The organism is Burkholderia sp. L-4 (genome assembly GCF_056856535.1).
On sequence record NZ_JBXEOX010000002.1, the window covers coordinates 647,220 to 661,740 of the forward strand.

General features: G+C 68.3%; 14 protein-coding genes and 2 pseudogenes. 7 read left to right on the top strand and 9 right to left on the bottom strand.

Features of this window, described 5'->3' with window-relative positions; genetic code table 11:
• Window positions 1-708 (bottom strand): YceH family protein, encoded by a 708-nt coding sequence (locus tag AC1VVG_RS19675; protein WP_482836053.1) that lies wholly within the window; start codon window positions 706-708, stop codon window positions 1-3.
• Window positions 709-1,081: 373 nt separating this feature from the next.
• On the opposite strand from AC1VVG_RS19675, the gene AC1VVG_RS19680 reads away from it, so the two are divergent.
• Both AC1VVG_RS19680 and hutC read left to right on the top strand, forming a co-directional pair.
• Window positions 1,082-1,837 carry an SDR family oxidoreductase gene (locus AC1VVG_RS19680; RefSeq protein ID WP_482836054.1) on the top strand — a complete coding sequence of 252 codons (756 nt, stop codon included), beginning with the start codon at window positions 1,082-1,084 and terminating at the stop codon, window positions 1,835-1,837.
• Between the two features lie 134 nt (window positions 1,838-1,971).
• The gene (gene hutC, locus AC1VVG_RS19685) at window positions 1,972-2,709 is read left to right on the top strand and encodes a histidine utilization repressor (protein WP_482836055.1); all 738 of its coding nucleotides are present in this window, start codon (window positions 1,972-1,974) and stop codon (window positions 2,707-2,709) included.
• Between the two features lie 76 nt (window positions 2,710-2,785).
• Here the strand turns inward: hutC and AC1VVG_RS19690 are convergent, their stop codons facing one another.
• Window positions 2,786-3,634: a phytanoyl-CoA dioxygenase family protein gene (locus AC1VVG_RS19690; RefSeq protein WP_034187614.1), complete on the bottom strand. Its 849-nt coding sequence runs from the start codon at window positions 3,632-3,634 to the stop codon at window positions 2,786-2,788.
• 31 nt (window positions 3,635-3,665) lie between these two features.
• On the bottom strand, window positions 3,666-4,469 hold the full coding sequence (locus AC1VVG_RS19695; protein ID WP_059559189.1) for an ABC transporter substrate-binding protein: 804 nt from the start codon (window positions 4,467-4,469) through the stop codon (window positions 3,666-3,668).
• A gap of 437 nt (window positions 4,470-4,906) precedes the next feature.
• On the opposite strand from AC1VVG_RS19695, the gene AC1VVG_RS19700 reads away from it, so the two are divergent.
• Window positions 4,907-5,113: a hypothetical protein gene (locus AC1VVG_RS19700; RefSeq protein WP_482837243.1), complete on the top strand. Its 207-nt coding sequence runs from the start codon at window positions 4,907-4,909 to the stop codon at window positions 5,111-5,113.
• Window positions 5,114-5,117: 4 nt separating this feature from the next.
• Here the strand turns inward: AC1VVG_RS19700 and AC1VVG_RS19705 are convergent.
• Window positions 5,118-5,252, bottom strand: a pseudogene (locus tag AC1VVG_RS19705) (ankyrin repeat domain-containing protein); the annotation flags it as partial.
• 135 nt (window positions 5,253-5,387) lie between these two features.
• On the opposite strand from AC1VVG_RS19705, the gene AC1VVG_RS19710 reads away from it, so the two are divergent.
• On the top strand, window positions 5,388-6,251 hold the full coding sequence (locus tag AC1VVG_RS19710) for a LysR family transcriptional regulator (protein ID WP_059559191.1): 864 nt from the start codon (window positions 5,388-5,390) through the stop codon (window positions 6,249-6,251).
• 53 nt (window positions 6,252-6,304) lie between these two features.
• On the opposite strand, the gene AC1VVG_RS19715 is transcribed toward AC1VVG_RS19710, so the two are convergent.
• The 3 genes from AC1VVG_RS19715 to AC1VVG_RS19725 all read right to left on the bottom strand — a co-directional run bounded on the left by AC1VVG_RS19715 (window position 6,305) and on the right by AC1VVG_RS19725 (window position 9,285).
• Entirely contained in the window at window positions 6,305-6,778 is a 474-nt protein-coding gene (locus AC1VVG_RS19715) for a nuclear transport factor 2 family protein (protein ID WP_124608488.1), read from the bottom strand.
• 56 nt (window positions 6,779-6,834) lie between these two features.
• Window positions 6,835-8,019: an amidohydrolase family protein gene (locus AC1VVG_RS19720; RefSeq protein ID WP_482836056.1), complete on the bottom strand. Its 1,185-nt coding sequence runs from the start codon at window positions 8,017-8,019 to the stop codon at window positions 6,835-6,837.
• 66 nt (window positions 8,020-8,085) lie between these two features.
• A complete protein-coding gene (locus AC1VVG_RS19725) occupies window positions 8,086-9,285 on the bottom strand; it encodes an amidohydrolase family protein (RefSeq protein WP_482836057.1) in 1,200 nt (399 codons plus the stop codon).
• A 463-nt stretch (window positions 9,286-9,748) separates the two neighbouring features.
• Here AC1VVG_RS19725 and AC1VVG_RS19730 point away from each other — a divergent pair, with 463 nt between their 5' ends.
• Together AC1VVG_RS19730 and AC1VVG_RS19735 are read left to right on the top strand one after the other, a co-directional pair.
• The gene (locus tag AC1VVG_RS19730; protein WP_482836058.1) at window positions 9,749-10,441 is read left to right on the top strand and encodes an outer membrane lipoprotein; all 693 of its coding nucleotides are present in this window, start codon (window positions 9,749-9,751) and stop codon (window positions 10,439-10,441) included.
• Between the two features lie 237 nt (window positions 10,442-10,678).
• On the top strand, window positions 10,679-11,188 hold the full coding sequence (locus tag AC1VVG_RS19735; protein WP_049031242.1) for a GNAT family N-acetyltransferase: 510 nt from the start codon (window positions 10,679-10,681) through the stop codon (window positions 11,186-11,188).
• 101 nt (window positions 11,189-11,289) lie between these two features.
• On the opposite strand, the pseudogene AC1VVG_RS19740 reads toward AC1VVG_RS19735, so the two are convergent.
• Window positions 11,290-11,506, bottom strand: a pseudogene (locus tag AC1VVG_RS19740) (endopolygalacturonase); the annotation flags it as partial.
• Window positions 11,507-11,916: 410 nt separating this feature from the next.
• Between AC1VVG_RS19740 and AC1VVG_RS19745 the strand changes: the two are divergent.
• The gene (locus AC1VVG_RS19745; protein WP_482836059.1) at window positions 11,917-13,275 is read left to right on the top strand and encodes an aspartate aminotransferase family protein; all 1,359 of its coding nucleotides are present in this window, start codon (window positions 11,917-11,919) and stop codon (window positions 13,273-13,275) included.
• 55 nt (window positions 13,276-13,330) lie between these two features.
• Here the strand turns inward: AC1VVG_RS19745 and AC1VVG_RS19750 are convergent, their stop codons facing one another.
• On the bottom strand, window positions 13,331-14,506 hold the full coding sequence (locus AC1VVG_RS19750; protein WP_482836060.1) for a M20 aminoacylase family protein: 1,176 nt from the start codon (window positions 14,504-14,506) through the stop codon (window positions 13,331-13,333).
• Window positions 14,507-14,521: the final 15 nt, after the last annotated feature.

Consider the following 14,521-nt stretch of genomic DNA (forward strand, 5'->3'; position numbering starts at 1 on the left):
TCAGCCGGCGTCGCCCGGCGCGTCGACATCGATGCCGAGTTCGCTCGCCATCCGCTGAACCAGCGCACTCAGCCGCGCCACTTCATCCGCGAGTCGCTTCTGCTCGGCCTTCAGCGCCTCGAACTCGGAAGGCGGCACCGCATCCGCGCCGCCGGCCTCCGCGCTGGCGAAATCGGCCACGTTCACCTCGCCGCACATCAGGTGCATCCAGCGGTTCTCGCGCGCGCCCGGTGCGCGCGGCAGCCGGACGACGAGCGCCGGCGCGCGCGCCGCGAGTTCGTCGAGGAACGCCTCGACCGACGAGATATCCGCGAAGCCGTGCAGGCGCGCGCTGTTCAGGCGCAGCTCGGCGGCCGTCTGCGGGCCGCGGAGCAGCAGGATCGTCAGCAGCGCGATCGCCTGGCTCGGGATGCCCAGCACGCGGTTCATGTTGTGTTCGAAACGCGGCACGCGGCTGCTGCTGCCCTCCATCACGAGGCTCAGGTGCTTCAGCCCGTCGAGCGCGGTCGTGACCTCGTCCTCGCTGACGTTCATCACCGGCGCGCGCGCGGTTTTCTGGTTGCAGCCCGCGGTCAGCGCGTTCAGCGACAGCGGGTACGTATCCGGCACCGTGTGCTGTTTCTCGACGAGCACGCCGAGAATGCGGGCCTCGAGGGGCGTGAGTTCGCGAAGGGCGCGTGGCGTGGGCGTATCCGGCGTGGTGTTCATGAGTGGCGTCGCAGCGTGCAGCAGGTGAAGGGAAACGATCGCGGCCCGTCCGGCATCGCGCACGGGCGAGCCATATGATAGCTCGCGACGCACGGCCCGGCGGCGCGCGCTGCGCCGGCGCGCGCACTTGCCGCAGCGGGCTGTCGTCCAGCCTGTCGGCGCGCCCGATACCGCGCGGCACTGCCTGCGCGCACGCACCGGCATTTGCGCGATACACATGCCGGCGCTACGATATGCGTTCACCCCGGTATCCGTGGCGCCGCACACGATCGTCTTCGCCCGCCGATGCCACGCGTCGCCCGTCCTTATCGTGCTGCCGCCGCGCATGCACGCCGCCCGTCAACACCGTTCACGCCTTCACCGGTTCACTGCCATGACTGCATCCTCTTCCGCACCGCACGTGCGCGCCATCGTCACCGGACACACGCGCGGCCTCGGCGCGTCGCTCGCCGAACAACTGCTGCTGGAAGGCGTCGCCGTGCTCGGCGTGTCGCGCAGCCGCCATCCGTCGCTCGCGTCGCAAGCCGGCGACCGCTTCTCCGAAGTCGAGATCGACCTGTCCGACACCACAGCCGTCGCAGCCTGGCTCGCCGGCGACACGCTGCGCCGCTTCGTCGACGGCGCGTCGCTCGTGCTGCTGTTCAACAACGCAGGCATCGTCGATCCGATCGGCCCGCTCGCCACGCAGGATCCGGCGATCGTCGCGCGTGCGGTCGACCTGAACGTCGCGGCGCCGCTGATGCTGTCGGCCGCGCTCGCGCAAGCGGCTTCGGCCGCGACCGAATGCCGGATCCTGCACCTGTCGAGCGGCGCGGCCCGCAACGCATACGCGGGCTGGAGCGTTTACTGCGCGACCAAGGCCGCGCTCGATCACCATGCACGCGCGGTCGCGCTCGATGCGAACGGCGCTCTGCGGATCTGCAGCGTGGCGCCGGGCGTCGTCGACACGGGCATGCAGGCGACGATCCGCTCGACCAGCGAAGACAACTTCCCGATGCGCGAGAAGTTCGACGAATTGAAATCGAGCGGCGCGCTCGCGACGCCCGAGGCCGCCGCACGCCAGCTGATCGGCTATGCGCTGAGCGATGCGTTCGGCGCCGAGCCGACGGCCGACGTGCGGAACCTGTAATCGACATCGCCCTCCCCTGTCGACGGACGGAAAGGAGTCGTCGGATCAGCGGCCGCCCGCAAGGCCGCGTCCGGAGCGCCACCGGGCAAAGACGATAGAATCCCGCTGGTATTTCACCCACGGAAACCTCCTTGATGGTCACGAAGGCCGCCGCACCGTTCCAGCAGATCAAGACGCTCGTTCGCCAGAACGTCGAGTCCGGCGACTGGCGCCCGGGCGACCGCATCCCTTCCGAGCTCGATCTCGCCGCGCAGTTCGGCGTCGCGCGCATGACGGTCAACCGCGCGCTGCGCGAGCTGACCGAGGAAGGCGTGCTGAAGCGCATCGCGGGTGTCGGCACCTTCGTCGCCGAGGTGAAGCCGCAGTCGAACCTGCTGATGATCGCGCACATCCGCGACGAAATCCGCGCGCGCGGGCACGAATATCGCTGTCGCGTGCTGAACCGGGCGAGCGAGCCGGCGTCGTTCGACGTCGCGGCCGCATTCGGGCTGCCGGTCAATACGCCGGTCTTTCATGTGGTGTGCGTGCACGAGGAAAACGGCCGCCCGATCCAGCTCGAGGACCGCTACGTGAACCCGGCCGCGGCGCCCGGCTTCATCGACCAGGATTTCCAGACCGAGCCGCCGTCCGAGTACCTGTACAACAACGTGTCGCACTACGAACTGGAAATCGAGCACGTCGTCGACGCGTCGCTGCCGACCGTCGAGCAGGCGCGGCTGCTCGACATGCGCGCCGACGAGCCGTGCCTCACGCTCACGCGCCGCACGTGGACGGACGGGCTGCCCGTCACGTTCGTGCATTTCCTGCATCCGGGCAACCGCTACCGGCTCGGCTCGCGCTTCAAGCCGGGCGCCGGGCGCCACCCGACCTGATCTTTCCCCGTACGCGCCAATGGACACGGCGGCCGTTTCATGACGAAACGGCCGCCGCGTTCGTTCGCCGCGCCGGTCAGATCGCGCCGACCTGCCCCGCGCCGCGCGACCACACGACCGGAAACAGCGGATGGTCGAGCGGTGCGCCGTCGGCCAGCTGCTCCGCGAGCCCGGGGAAGTCGGGCGACGTTTTCCAGCGGCGCGGCGCGTGACGGATATCGTCGCCGACGAAGCGGATCGAGAACGCGCGCCGGCGGTTCCGCGTGCCGCCCGACGCATGCAGCGTGAGCATCCGGAAGCACACCATGTCGCCGGGCTCGAGCGCCCAGCGGCGGATCGGGAACGCCGCGCGGTCGGCTTCGATATCGGGCAGGTCGGCCAGGCTGCCTTCCGGGAACCACTTCGCTTCCTTGTCCATGAACGTGCGCGGCATCAGCCACGGCCCGCGATGCGAGCCCGCGACGAATTCCAGCGTCGATTCGAGCGGCACCGGATCGACCGGAATCCACATGCTGACGTTGTCGTCGCCTTCGATGTTGTAGTACGGCTGGTCCTGGTGCCACGGCGTGCGCTGCCGCGTGCCGGGCTCCTTCACGAGCAGGTGGTCGTGATGCAGTCGCACGCGCCCGGTTCCCATCAGCGCGGCGGCGACCGACGGCGCCGGCGAGCGCACGATGAAGTCGCGATACGCGTCGTTGTGCTGCCAGTTGCAGAAATCCTCGAAGAACCAGCCGGGATCGTCGGGCCGGCTCGCGACTTTCGCGCGCGCGCTCGGCCGGGCAAGATTCACGTCGATGCCGGCCCGCAGCGCGGCCACTTCGTCGGGCGAAAAGATGCCCTTGATGCAGACCGCGCCTTCCTCGCGGAACGCGGCAATCAGTTCGGGCGTCACGGCTTGCGCGACTCGATCCTGGATACTCGTCATGGTGTGCCTGTCCATTGAATGAATCACCGGGTCACGGCGCCGAAGTCAGCTGCTGCTTCGCGCCGTAGATGTCGAAGTCGAAATATTTCGCGGCGATCTTCTGGTATGTGCCGTTCGCGCGGATCGCGACGATCGCGTCGTTCAGCCGCTTCTTCATGTCCGCGTCGCCCTTGCGCACGCCCATCGCGACGCCGTAGCCGGTGATCCGTGCGTCGGTCACGTCGGGGCCGGCGAACGCGTAGCCCTTGCCGCGCGGCGTCTTCAGGAACGAGTAGCCGGCTTGCGTCTTGTCCTGGAAGGTCGCGTCGAGGCGGCCGTTGACGAGATCCTGGTACACCTGGTCCTGATTCTGGTAAGAGACGATCGTCACGCCCCGGGTCGCCCATTCGGCCTTCGCGTACGCCTCCTGGGTCGTGCCCTGGTCGATCCCGATGCGCTTGCCCGCGAGCGACGCGGCGGTCGGCAGCAGCTTCGAGCCGACCGGCGCGACGAGCGCACCCGGCGACGCATACAGCTTGTTCGAGAAGTCGATCTGCTTGAGCCGCTCGTCGGTGGCCGTCATCGCCGACATGATCACGTCGAACTTGCGCGCGCGCAGCGCCGGAATCATCCCGTCGAAGCCCTGCTCGACCCACACGCACTTCGCATGCAGCTGCTCGCAGATCGCATTGCGCAGGTCGATGTCGAAACCGGCGAGCGAGCCGTCGGGCTGCTTCGCCTCGAACGGCGGATACGTCGGATCGATGCCCCAGCGGATCGTCGACGTGTCCTGGGCGAACGACACGAGCGGCGCGAATGCCAGCGCGGTAACGAGGAGCGTTGCAGTGCAGTTCATGGCGGGTCCTTGCAGGTCTCGACGCGGCGGGCGACGCCGGCGTCCGGTGGAGGCGCCGCGCCGGAGAGCCGGCGCGGTGCGCGAAAGGCGGGACTTCGATGAGACTGGGATGCAGTCTAGACCGCCTAAATTTCGAGTGCAAGCAGGGGAAACAAGGGAGCGCGATGGACCGACGGGAGATGAGGACCAGGGAGGCAGGGGAGCCTTCGATTTAACGCATTTCTATGCGGAATTCAGGTGCTCCCGTACGCGACACCCGTCCGCGACGCAACGCAAGAGATAGCGGTCTATACCGGTATCCGTGGCGATAGGTTGCCCGATGTTTCATCGAACCTGCCGGTCACGCGCCCCATACCGCAGTGGACTTCCGCGGCGATCGTCCAACCGCGCGGGACCTGTTGGACTTGTGCTTGGTCATCGAGCGGGAGCCGGCAAGCTTGATCGAAACCGCTGCGTTTCTCGTTCGGCATCGCGACACGTTTCTGCGTTTGCTCAACGAGCCTCGCACGTTCGTACGGCCGCGGTTCGACGACATCCGGACACTCGGCTACGCGCCGTCGTTCGACTCTAGTGTTGAACTCGCCGACGCCTTCCTGCGAAAACTCCCCGGCGGCACGCCCGAGCCCAAATCGCGCCGCCGCTAACCCCGGCCGCGCCCGCATCGATCAGCCTGCGCACCGTCTCGACATGACCGCGTTCGGCCGCCGGATTCAATGCGGTGTCGCGATACCGGTGCGTGCCGCGCAGGTCGGCGCCGGGCGCGAGCGTCATCCGCAGGATGTCGTCAGGCGCCTCAAAAGCCCGCGAAACGCGCCGCCCCAAGTCCGGCCAAACCGCGATTGCCCGCGCCGTCCGCGCATGTTAAAAGTCGTCGCATGCATGTGGAAATGCAATGCTCGAATCTGCAAAAGTGCAAAAATGAATAGACCCCTGTTCGACCTCGACCTGCTGCGCGCGCTCGTGATGGTCGCCGACTGCGGCAGCTTCACGACGGCTTCCGCGCGCCTGCATTCGACGCAGTCGACGGTCAGTCAGAAGGTGCGCCGGCTCGAGGAAATCGCCGGCCACCGCCTGCTCGATCGCGGCACGCGCGATGTCCGGCCGACCGATGCGGGCGTGACGGTGCTCAGCTATGCGCGGCGCATGCTCGCGCTGAACGACGAAATGCTGGAAGCGTTGTCGGGCGCCACGGTCGCGCTGACGATCCGGCTCGGCGTGCCCGACGATTTCGCGGCGGGCCGCACGACGCACGCGCTCGCGGCATTCAAGCGCGAGCATCCGCAGGTCAAGCTTGAAGTGACGTGCGGGCTGAGCCGCGACATCTGCGCCGCGTACGATCGCGGCGAACTCGATCTCGTGCTGATCAAGCAGCGGCGCGACAGCCGCGAGGCCGTCGTGCGCTGGCCCGAGAAGCTGCGCTGGATCGACAGCGCGAAGCATCCGTCGATCGATCTCGACCCGGTACCGATCGTCGTGTTTCCGCCGCGCGGGCTCTACCGCGACGACATGATCAAGGCGATCGAGGAGCGCGGCCGCCGCTGGCGGATCAGCTTCACGACGTCGAGCCTGAGCGGCATCCAGGCGGCCGTCGCGGACGGGCTCGGCATCAGCGTGCTGCCCGCGCGCGTGGTGACCGACGAGCACGTCGTGCTGACCGCGAAGCAGGGCTTCGCGCCGATCGAGAACATGGATATCGCGATCCTGCACCGGCCGACGGCCGACCCGATGGTCAGCGAGCTGACGAAAGCGCTCGCGGCGATGCTGGAACTCGAGGGGCGATAAGCCGCGCGGGTTTCATCCAGGGGCAACGCACGAGGCACACTGCCCCGGACATGTCAGAACATCGTGTTGCCGTTCGCGGCCTGCTCGGGCACCGGCTGGTTCACATCCCAGTGCTCGACGATCTTGCCGTGCTCGAGCCGGAAGATGTCCATGATCGCGCTGCCGCGCGTGCCGGGTTCGCGCACCGCGTGCACGTGCAGGATCACGTAGTCGCCGTCGACGAACGAACGCTTGATCTCGCTGTGCGACTGCGGATAGGTGTCGCGCAGAAAGGCGACGAACTTGCGGAAACCGTCGCGGCCGTCGGCCGCGTTCGGGTTGTGCTGCACGTAGCGATCGCCGACGTACGCGAGCGCGGCCTCCGCATCCTTTTCGTTGAGGCCTTTCTCGTAGAACGCGAGCACCGTCCGCCGGTTGGCTTCCTGCCGCGCATCGGCCGGATCGGCCGCCACCGCGTGCGCGGCCGTCACGGCGAACAAGGCCGCCGCCGTCCATCGTGCGGCCCGTGCCGCTGTCGTGCGTCGCATCGTCGTCTCCCCGGAAATCCGGCTGAAAACCCGATCATACCGGCGCGACGCCGTGCTCAGACGAGTGCGCCGTCGCGCGCGACGATCGCCCCCGACGATACGACGAGACGCCGCACCGGCCGCGCGACGACGGCCTCGGCGAACGTCAGCGCGTCGACGAGCACGACGTCCGCACGGCTGCCCGGCCGCAGCCCGTAATCCGCGAAACCGCAGCCGTGCGCCGCACCGTGCGTCACGCAGTCGAGCGCGACTTCGAGCGCATCGTCGCGGCGGAAATCGTTGCGCATGCCGATCAGCATCGCACGTTCGAGCATGTCGGGCGAACCGTACGGCGTCCACGTGTCGCGCACGCCGTCGTTGCCGCCGATCACGGTCACGCCCGCCGCGCGGCACGCGGCGACCGGCGGCACCGGCACCGCCGCCGGCGCGGTCGTGACGATCGCCACCCCGAGCGCGGCCATTCGCGCGAGCAATGCATCGCGCTCGCGCTCGGCGAGATCGCCCAGGCAGAAACCATGACTGATCGTGACCTTCCCCTGCATGCCGAGCGCGGCCGTGCGCTGCAGGATCAGGTCGAGCGAATACGCGCCCATCGACCCGCGCTCGTGCAGATGGATATCGAGCCCGCGGCCGTGACGCTCCGCGATCGCGAACAGCACGTCCACCGCCTCGACCGGATCGCCTTCGATCGCGCACGGATCGAGTCCGCCGAGCAGGTCCGCGCCGGCGCCGAGCGCATCGGACAGCAGCGCATCGGTGCCCGGCCGCTTGAGTACGCCCGACTGCGGAAACGCGACGATCTGGATGTCGACTTGCCCGCGCAGCGTCTCGCGCGTCGCGAGCACGCCGTGCAGGTGGCGCAGGCCCGCTTCGGTATCGACGTCGACGTGCGTGCGGATGCGCGTCGTGCCGGCCGCGAGGAAGGCTCGTGCCAGCGCGAGCGACGCGGCGCCCGCGTCGTGGCCGCTCGTCGCGCGATAGTGGCGTTCGTTCTCGATGCGGTCGACGAGACGCGGCCCGACCTGGTTGCGATACCACGGCATCCCCCAGTGCGTCTTGTCGAGGTGCGTGTGGCCTTCGACAAGGCCGGGCAGCGCGAGCGCGCCCGCGCCGTCCTCGATCGCGCAGCCGGCGGGCGCGTCGAGCGACGGGCCGACACGCGCGATGCGGTCGCCTTCGATCAGGATGTCGAGTGCGGTGTCGGCGCTCGTGCGGACGTTGCGGATCAGCAGGTTCGTCATGTCGATTCCGGTGAAGTCGGTCAGTGCAAGGCCGGCACGGCGCATGCCGTGCCGCCGGTCGGTGGGTCAGCGCGTGAAGCGCAGCGACGGCGCGAACGGCGCCCCCGTATCGCTTTCGCCGCGGCGGAACACCCAGCGTTCGGCCGGCACGCCGGCGACGGCCGCCGCCGCGTTCGGCGCGCGCACCGCGACGAAACTCGCATCGCAGCCCACCGCGATGCCGTAGTGCGCGTTGCCGATCACGCGCGCGCCGGCGTACGTCGCCATGTCGAGCGCGATGCCGAGCGCTTCGTCGGTGTAGAAACCCGACCGGTAGCCGACCATCATCGCGCGCTGCAGCATGTCGCCGTTGCCGTACGGCCACCACGCGTCGCGAATGTTGTCGTTGCCCGCGAACACGTGCACGCCCGCGTCGCGCAACAACCGCACCGGCGGAAACGCGCAATCGCCCGGCGCATTCGTCAGGATCGATACGCCCGCTTCGGCCAGCACCGCCGCGGTGCGCCGGACATCGTCATCGCTCACCTGGCCGAGCGCGTACGCATGGCTCACGTTCACGCGCCCGCCGAGCCCGGCCGCACGCGTGCGCGCCGCGATCCGCAGCAGTTGCGCGATGCCGATCTCGCCCGGCTCGTGCAGGTGGATGTCGATCTTCGCGCCGCGTTTCTCCGCGATGCCGAACACGATGTCGAGCTGGCCGTCCGCGTCGCCGTCGAGCGTCGTCGGATCGATCCCGCCCACGACGTCCGCGCCTTCGCGCACGGCCGCGTCGAGCATCGCGGCCGTGCCCGGGCACGTCACGACGCCGGCCTGCGGAAACGCGACCAGTTCGATGTCGACGATCCCGCGCCATTGCTCGCGCGCGGCCATCACGGCCTGCAGGTTCGACAGGCCCGTCGTCGCATCGACGTCGACGTGGCTGCGCATCGCGATCGTGCCGAATGCGGCGGCCTGCGCGATCAGTGCGTTCGCGCGCTCGACGATCGGCGGTGCGGCGGCAAGCTGGCGCTTCTCGACCGCGAGCCGCTCGCGCAGCGAACCGACCGATTCGTGCGGCACCCAGCGAGCGCCGACGAAGCTCTTGTCGAGGTGGATGTGGCCGTCGACGAAGCCGGGCAGCACGACGCGGCCGTCGAGGTCGATGGTCTCCGCGCCGGGCGCGGCTGCGCAATCGGCGCCGATCGCCGTGAAGCGGCCGTCGCGGACGACGAGGTTGACGGGCTGGCCGCCGGCATCGACGGCGTTGATGAAGAATCGTTCGGTCATGGCCTGGAAGGTGGGGCGGTCGCGGCGCGCCGCCGGCGCGGATAGGGGAAGGAACCGCAGCCGGCGCGGCGCGACCACGGGCAGGGAATCCGGCCACGATATCGGACGCTGCCGCCCGCGGCCAATTAAATGTCGCGATGCCGCGCATTCGATTTCGCGATGTGTGCCGCACACGCCCGCCGGGTCTCGCGTGACGCAGGGGTTCGATCGCAACGGAGGGCCGACACGCCGCATGAAACAAGCGGGCCGCATCACCGGCACGCGGATGACTGGAAACCGCTTCGCGCCGTTGTCGGGCCTGGCTCGAACGCCGCGCCGGCGCAGCGATTTACGCGGCAACAGACTTTACACGTTGTTACCCGGCCGCACCGGACGCGCATCCGGCCATTCCTTATACTCACGCCGAGTTCGCCACCCATGACGGGAATCCATCGGCGGACACGTTGCCGATGCAGGAAACATCATGATGCGCATGCCCTCCACGAAGACCGTTCTGTTCGCCTCGCTCGTCGCCGTGGCGGCGCTTCCCCTGACCGCCTGCGTCGCACCCGGCTACTACGGCGCGCAGCCGGGCTATCCGCAGCAGCAGCAATACGCGACGCCCGGCTACGCGCAGCCCGCGTATTCGCAGCCGGGCTACGTGCAGCAGCAACCGGCGTATCCGAACCCGGCGCCGCAGCCGTACGATCAATACGGCAACCCGTCGCAATACGGCTCGCAGCCGTATGACCAGTACGGCAACCCGTCGCAATACGGCTCGCAGCCGTATGACCAGTACGGCAACCCGCAACAGCAATACGCGAATCCGTACGGCGCGCAATACGGCACCGTCGCGAACATCCAGCCGGTCAACGGCTCGGTCGGCCCGTCGGGCGTGGCCGGTACCGTCGTCGGCGCGCTCATTGGCGGCGTGCTCGGCAACCAGGTCGGCCGCGGTCACGGCCGCGATGCGGCGACCGTCATCGGCGCGCTCGGCGGCGCGGTGGCGGGCAACCAGATCGGTCAGCAGATGGGTGCCTCGCAAGGCCCGAGCAGCTATCGGATCGACGTGCAAGTCAGCGACGGCTCGATGCGCTCGTTCGACGTGCAGTCGCCCGGCAACCTGCGTCCGGGTGACCGCGTGCAGATCAACGGCAATCAGCTGTCGCGGTATTGATTGATGCCCGTTGCGTGCGCGTGATCTGATCGCGCGCACGTCGTCCCTTCCGTCACGCCGGCACGGCTGCGTGACCCGCCATGCGCGCACGGCCCGCAACGCTCCGGCGCCGCCGAAATGCGCAATGCGCCGAACGGCGCCACGCGACATCCGAATTCCCATTAGGATGAGGACGATGCATCCCGCGGCTACGGCAGCCCGCGCCGGCATGCACGCCCCTCAACCGGAATCCCGCCGATGACGATCACGACCCGCCTGCTCGATGCGGCCGACGCCGCCCGTTTCCAGACCGTTCGCCTGCGTGCGGTCGATACCGCGCCCACGTCCTTCCTGCCGACGCTCGACGAGGAATCCCAGGTGCCGGTCGACGAATTCGCGACGCGCCTCACGCCGAACCACGAGCGCGCGGTGTTCGGTGCATTCGACGGCGATACGCTCGTCGGCATCACCGGTGTACGCCGCGATGCGCGCGCGAAGATCGCGCACAAGGCGACGATCTGGGGCGTGTTCGTCGAGCCCGCGTATCGCGGCCGTGGCATCGCGCAGGCGCTGCTCGAAAGCGCGACCGAGCATGCCGCGCAGGCGTGGCAGTGCAAGCAGCTGATGCTGTGCGTAAACGAGGTCAACGGCAACGCGGAGCGGCTGTATGCGTCGCAAGGGTTCGTGCGGTTCGGCACAGAGCCGCGCTCGATGTTCGTCGACGGCCGGTTCTACGACGAGCACTACATGATCAAGACGCTCGCGTAACGCGTTCACGTTCGTCCGCTTGCGTATTTGCCGTTGCGTTCGCGTGCATCGGCCGACCACGCCGCACGCGAATGCCCCTCCTCCCTCGCCTCATGGCATCGCCGCTTGTCGGTGATCGTCACGTTCGTCGGCGTCATCGCACTCATGTTGAACGTTTGGACCGGCCCCGGCGATGTGACTGTCGGCGTGCGCGTTGCGACGGGCGTGCCGAAGTCGCAGTTGCCCGTCGTCGCGCCGGGGATCGGCCGCACGGCAGGCGGGGGCGGCGTGCCGTTGCAGTCGGACGCGACCCGGCCCCTGCGCGACGATCGCCTGGAAGCGTGGTGGGTCCCGCCGTTCGGCGTCAATTCATACGTCGTCGTACCGTATCACACCGTCCAGGCAGGATCATATCAAGGCAGATTCCTGTCTTCGACTGCACTCTCATCGGTTCGATGCTATAAATGTGTGCGCACACTCACTTCTGACAGACCGCCTCTAAAGATACGTTGTCGTACCTTTATGCGCAAAAACTTTAGCTAAAAATCCTCGTCGGATTCGATCGCCTCCCGCGCCAATTCGCGCGCCGGTCAGTATCCGGCACAGCTTCGATTCACTCGCGCCATCTTGAAATCGAACAGGACGCGCCCGGGCGTTCCCCCGCCATCACGCCTCGGGAATTCCGCCCCTGTTCAGCCCCCTGCCGCCCGCGCTATCGTTTCTCCTTGTTCACAGCCCAGGAGCTGCCTTTGCCTTCCCGCCACGGAGTCGACCTCATCCGCGCCCGCGCCTTGTTCGATCGCGAGCGCCAAGCGTTCACCGAAGCCATGCCGGTCTCCCGCGCGCTGTCCGCGGAAGCGTCCGAGCACCTGCTGTTCGGCGTGCCGTTGCACTGGATGCAAGACTGGTCGACACCGTTCTCGCTGTATGTGAAGGAGGCGCGCGGTGCGACGTTCACCGACGTCGACGGCCATCGCTATGTCGATTTCTGCCTCGGCGATACGGGCACGATGTTCGGCCACGCGCCCGAACCGGTCGCCCGCGCGCTCGTCGAACAGGCCACGCGCGGTTATACGACGATGCTGCCGAGCGAAGACGCCGCATGGGTGTCGCGCGAACTCGCGCGCCGCTTCAAGCTGCCGGTCTGGCAATTCGCGCTGAGCGCGAGCGACGCGAACCGCTTCGTGCTGCGCTGGGCACGCGCGGCCACCGGCCGCAACACGATCGTCGTGTTCAACGGCTGCTATCACGGCACGGTCGACGACGTATTCGTCGATCTCGTCGACGGCCGCCCGGTTCAGCGCGACAGCCTGCTCGGGCAATCCTACGACCTGCTCGCCAACACGCGCGTCGTCGAATTCAACGACCTGGCCGCGCTCGAAGCCGCATTGAAGGATGGCGACGTCGCGTGCGTGCTGGCCGAGCCCGCGATGACGAACATCGGGATGGTGCTGCCCGACCCGGGCTTCTGGGCGGCCGCGCGCGAACTGACGCGCCGCTACGGCACGCTGCTCGTGATCGACGAGACGCACACGATCAGCAGCGGCCCCGGCGGCTATGCGGTCGCGCACGCTCTCGAACCGGACATGCTGGTGGTCGGCAAGCCCATCGCGGGCGGCGTGCCGTGCGCGGTATACGGCTTCAGCGCCGAATTCGCGGAACGCGCGAAGCAGGCCAAGCTGAACGCGCCGCCCGGCCATTCGGGCATCGGCACGACGCTTACCGCGAACATGCTCGCGATGCATGCGATGCGCGCGACGCTGGCCGACGTCGCGACCGACGCCGCGTATGCACACATGTTCGAACTCGCCGCGCGGCTGGCGACGGGGCTCGAGCAGGCGATCGCGAAACACCGGCTGCCGTGGTGCGTGACGCGCATCGGCGCGCGCACCGAATTCCAGTTCGCGTCCGCGCCGCCGCGCAACGGCACGCTGGCCGGCGCGCAACTCGACAGCGAACTGGAACACATCGTCCACCTGTACCTGCTGAATCGTGGCGTGCTGATCACGCCGTTCCACAACATGATGCTCGTGTGTCCGCAGACGACGGCCGACGATGTCGACCGGCTCGTCGCGCAGTTCGACGCGTGTCTCGGCGAACTGGTGTGACGTGACGACGCGCGGGACGGTGCTCGCGCGAGCGCGTACCGTCCCGCAGCACGCGCTACGCGGCCCGCAACGCCCGCCGCGCCACTTCCGCGAAATACCGCGCGCCCACCGGCAGGATCGCGTCGTTGAAGTCGTACGTCGCGTTGTGCAGCGGCACGCCGCCGAGGCCACCCGCTTCACCGTTGCCGATGAACACGAAATTGCCGGGCACCACCTGCAGGAACGCGCCGAAATCCTCCGAGATCATCATCGGCTGCACGTCGGCATTCACCGCGGCAGCGCCCGCGACCTGCGCGGCGGCCTGCACGGCCGTGTCGACCCACTCCGGCGAATTCACCGTCGGCGCGAACTCGTGCGTGTACTCGAACGTGCAGGTCGCGCCATGCGTGCGGCAGATTCCTTCGCTGATCTCGCGCATCCGCGTTTCGAGCAGCGCCTGCACGTCCCGCGAATAGCTGCGCGTGTCGCCCTTGATCGTCACGGTTGACGGCAGCACGTTGCGCAGCCCGTCGGTGATGAACTCCGTGCACGAAATCACCGCCTGCTGGCCCGGGTCGAGATTGCGCGACACGATCGTCTGCAGCGCGAGCACAACCTGCGCGCCGATCACGATCGGATCGATGCCCATGTGCGGCCGCGCCGCATGCGTGCCGCGCCCATCGATCCGGATCACGAAATTGTCTTCGCTCGCCATGATGCCGCCGGCGCGTGTCGAGAACGTGCCCGCGCGCATGCCGGGCATGTTGTGCGCGCCGAAGATCGCGTCGACCGGAAAGCGCTCGAACAATCCGTCGGCCATCATCGCCTTCGCGCCGCGGCCGTGCTCCTCCGCCGGCTGGAAAACGAAACGCACGGTGCCGTCGAAATCCTTGCGCTCGGCCAGCAGTTGCGCGGCGCCGAGCACCATCGACATGTGGCCGTCGTGCCCGCACGCATGCATCTTGCCCGGCGTGCGCGATGCGTGTTCGCGGCCTGGTGCGTGCTCGGCGATGTTCAGCGCGTCCATGTCCGCGCGGATGCCGATCGCGCGCTTGCCGGTGCCGGCCGTCAGGTTCGCGACGAGCCCGGTGCCGCCGATCCCGCGATGCACGTCGAGCCCGAGCGTCGTCAGGATGCGCGCGACGTAGTCCGACGTGTTCACTTCCTCGAAACCCGTTTCAGGATACTGGTGCAGATGGCGGCGCCAGGTCTTCAGTCGCGCCTGCAGCGTGCTTTCCTCGATTGTTTCCATTGCGTTCGCCTCGTC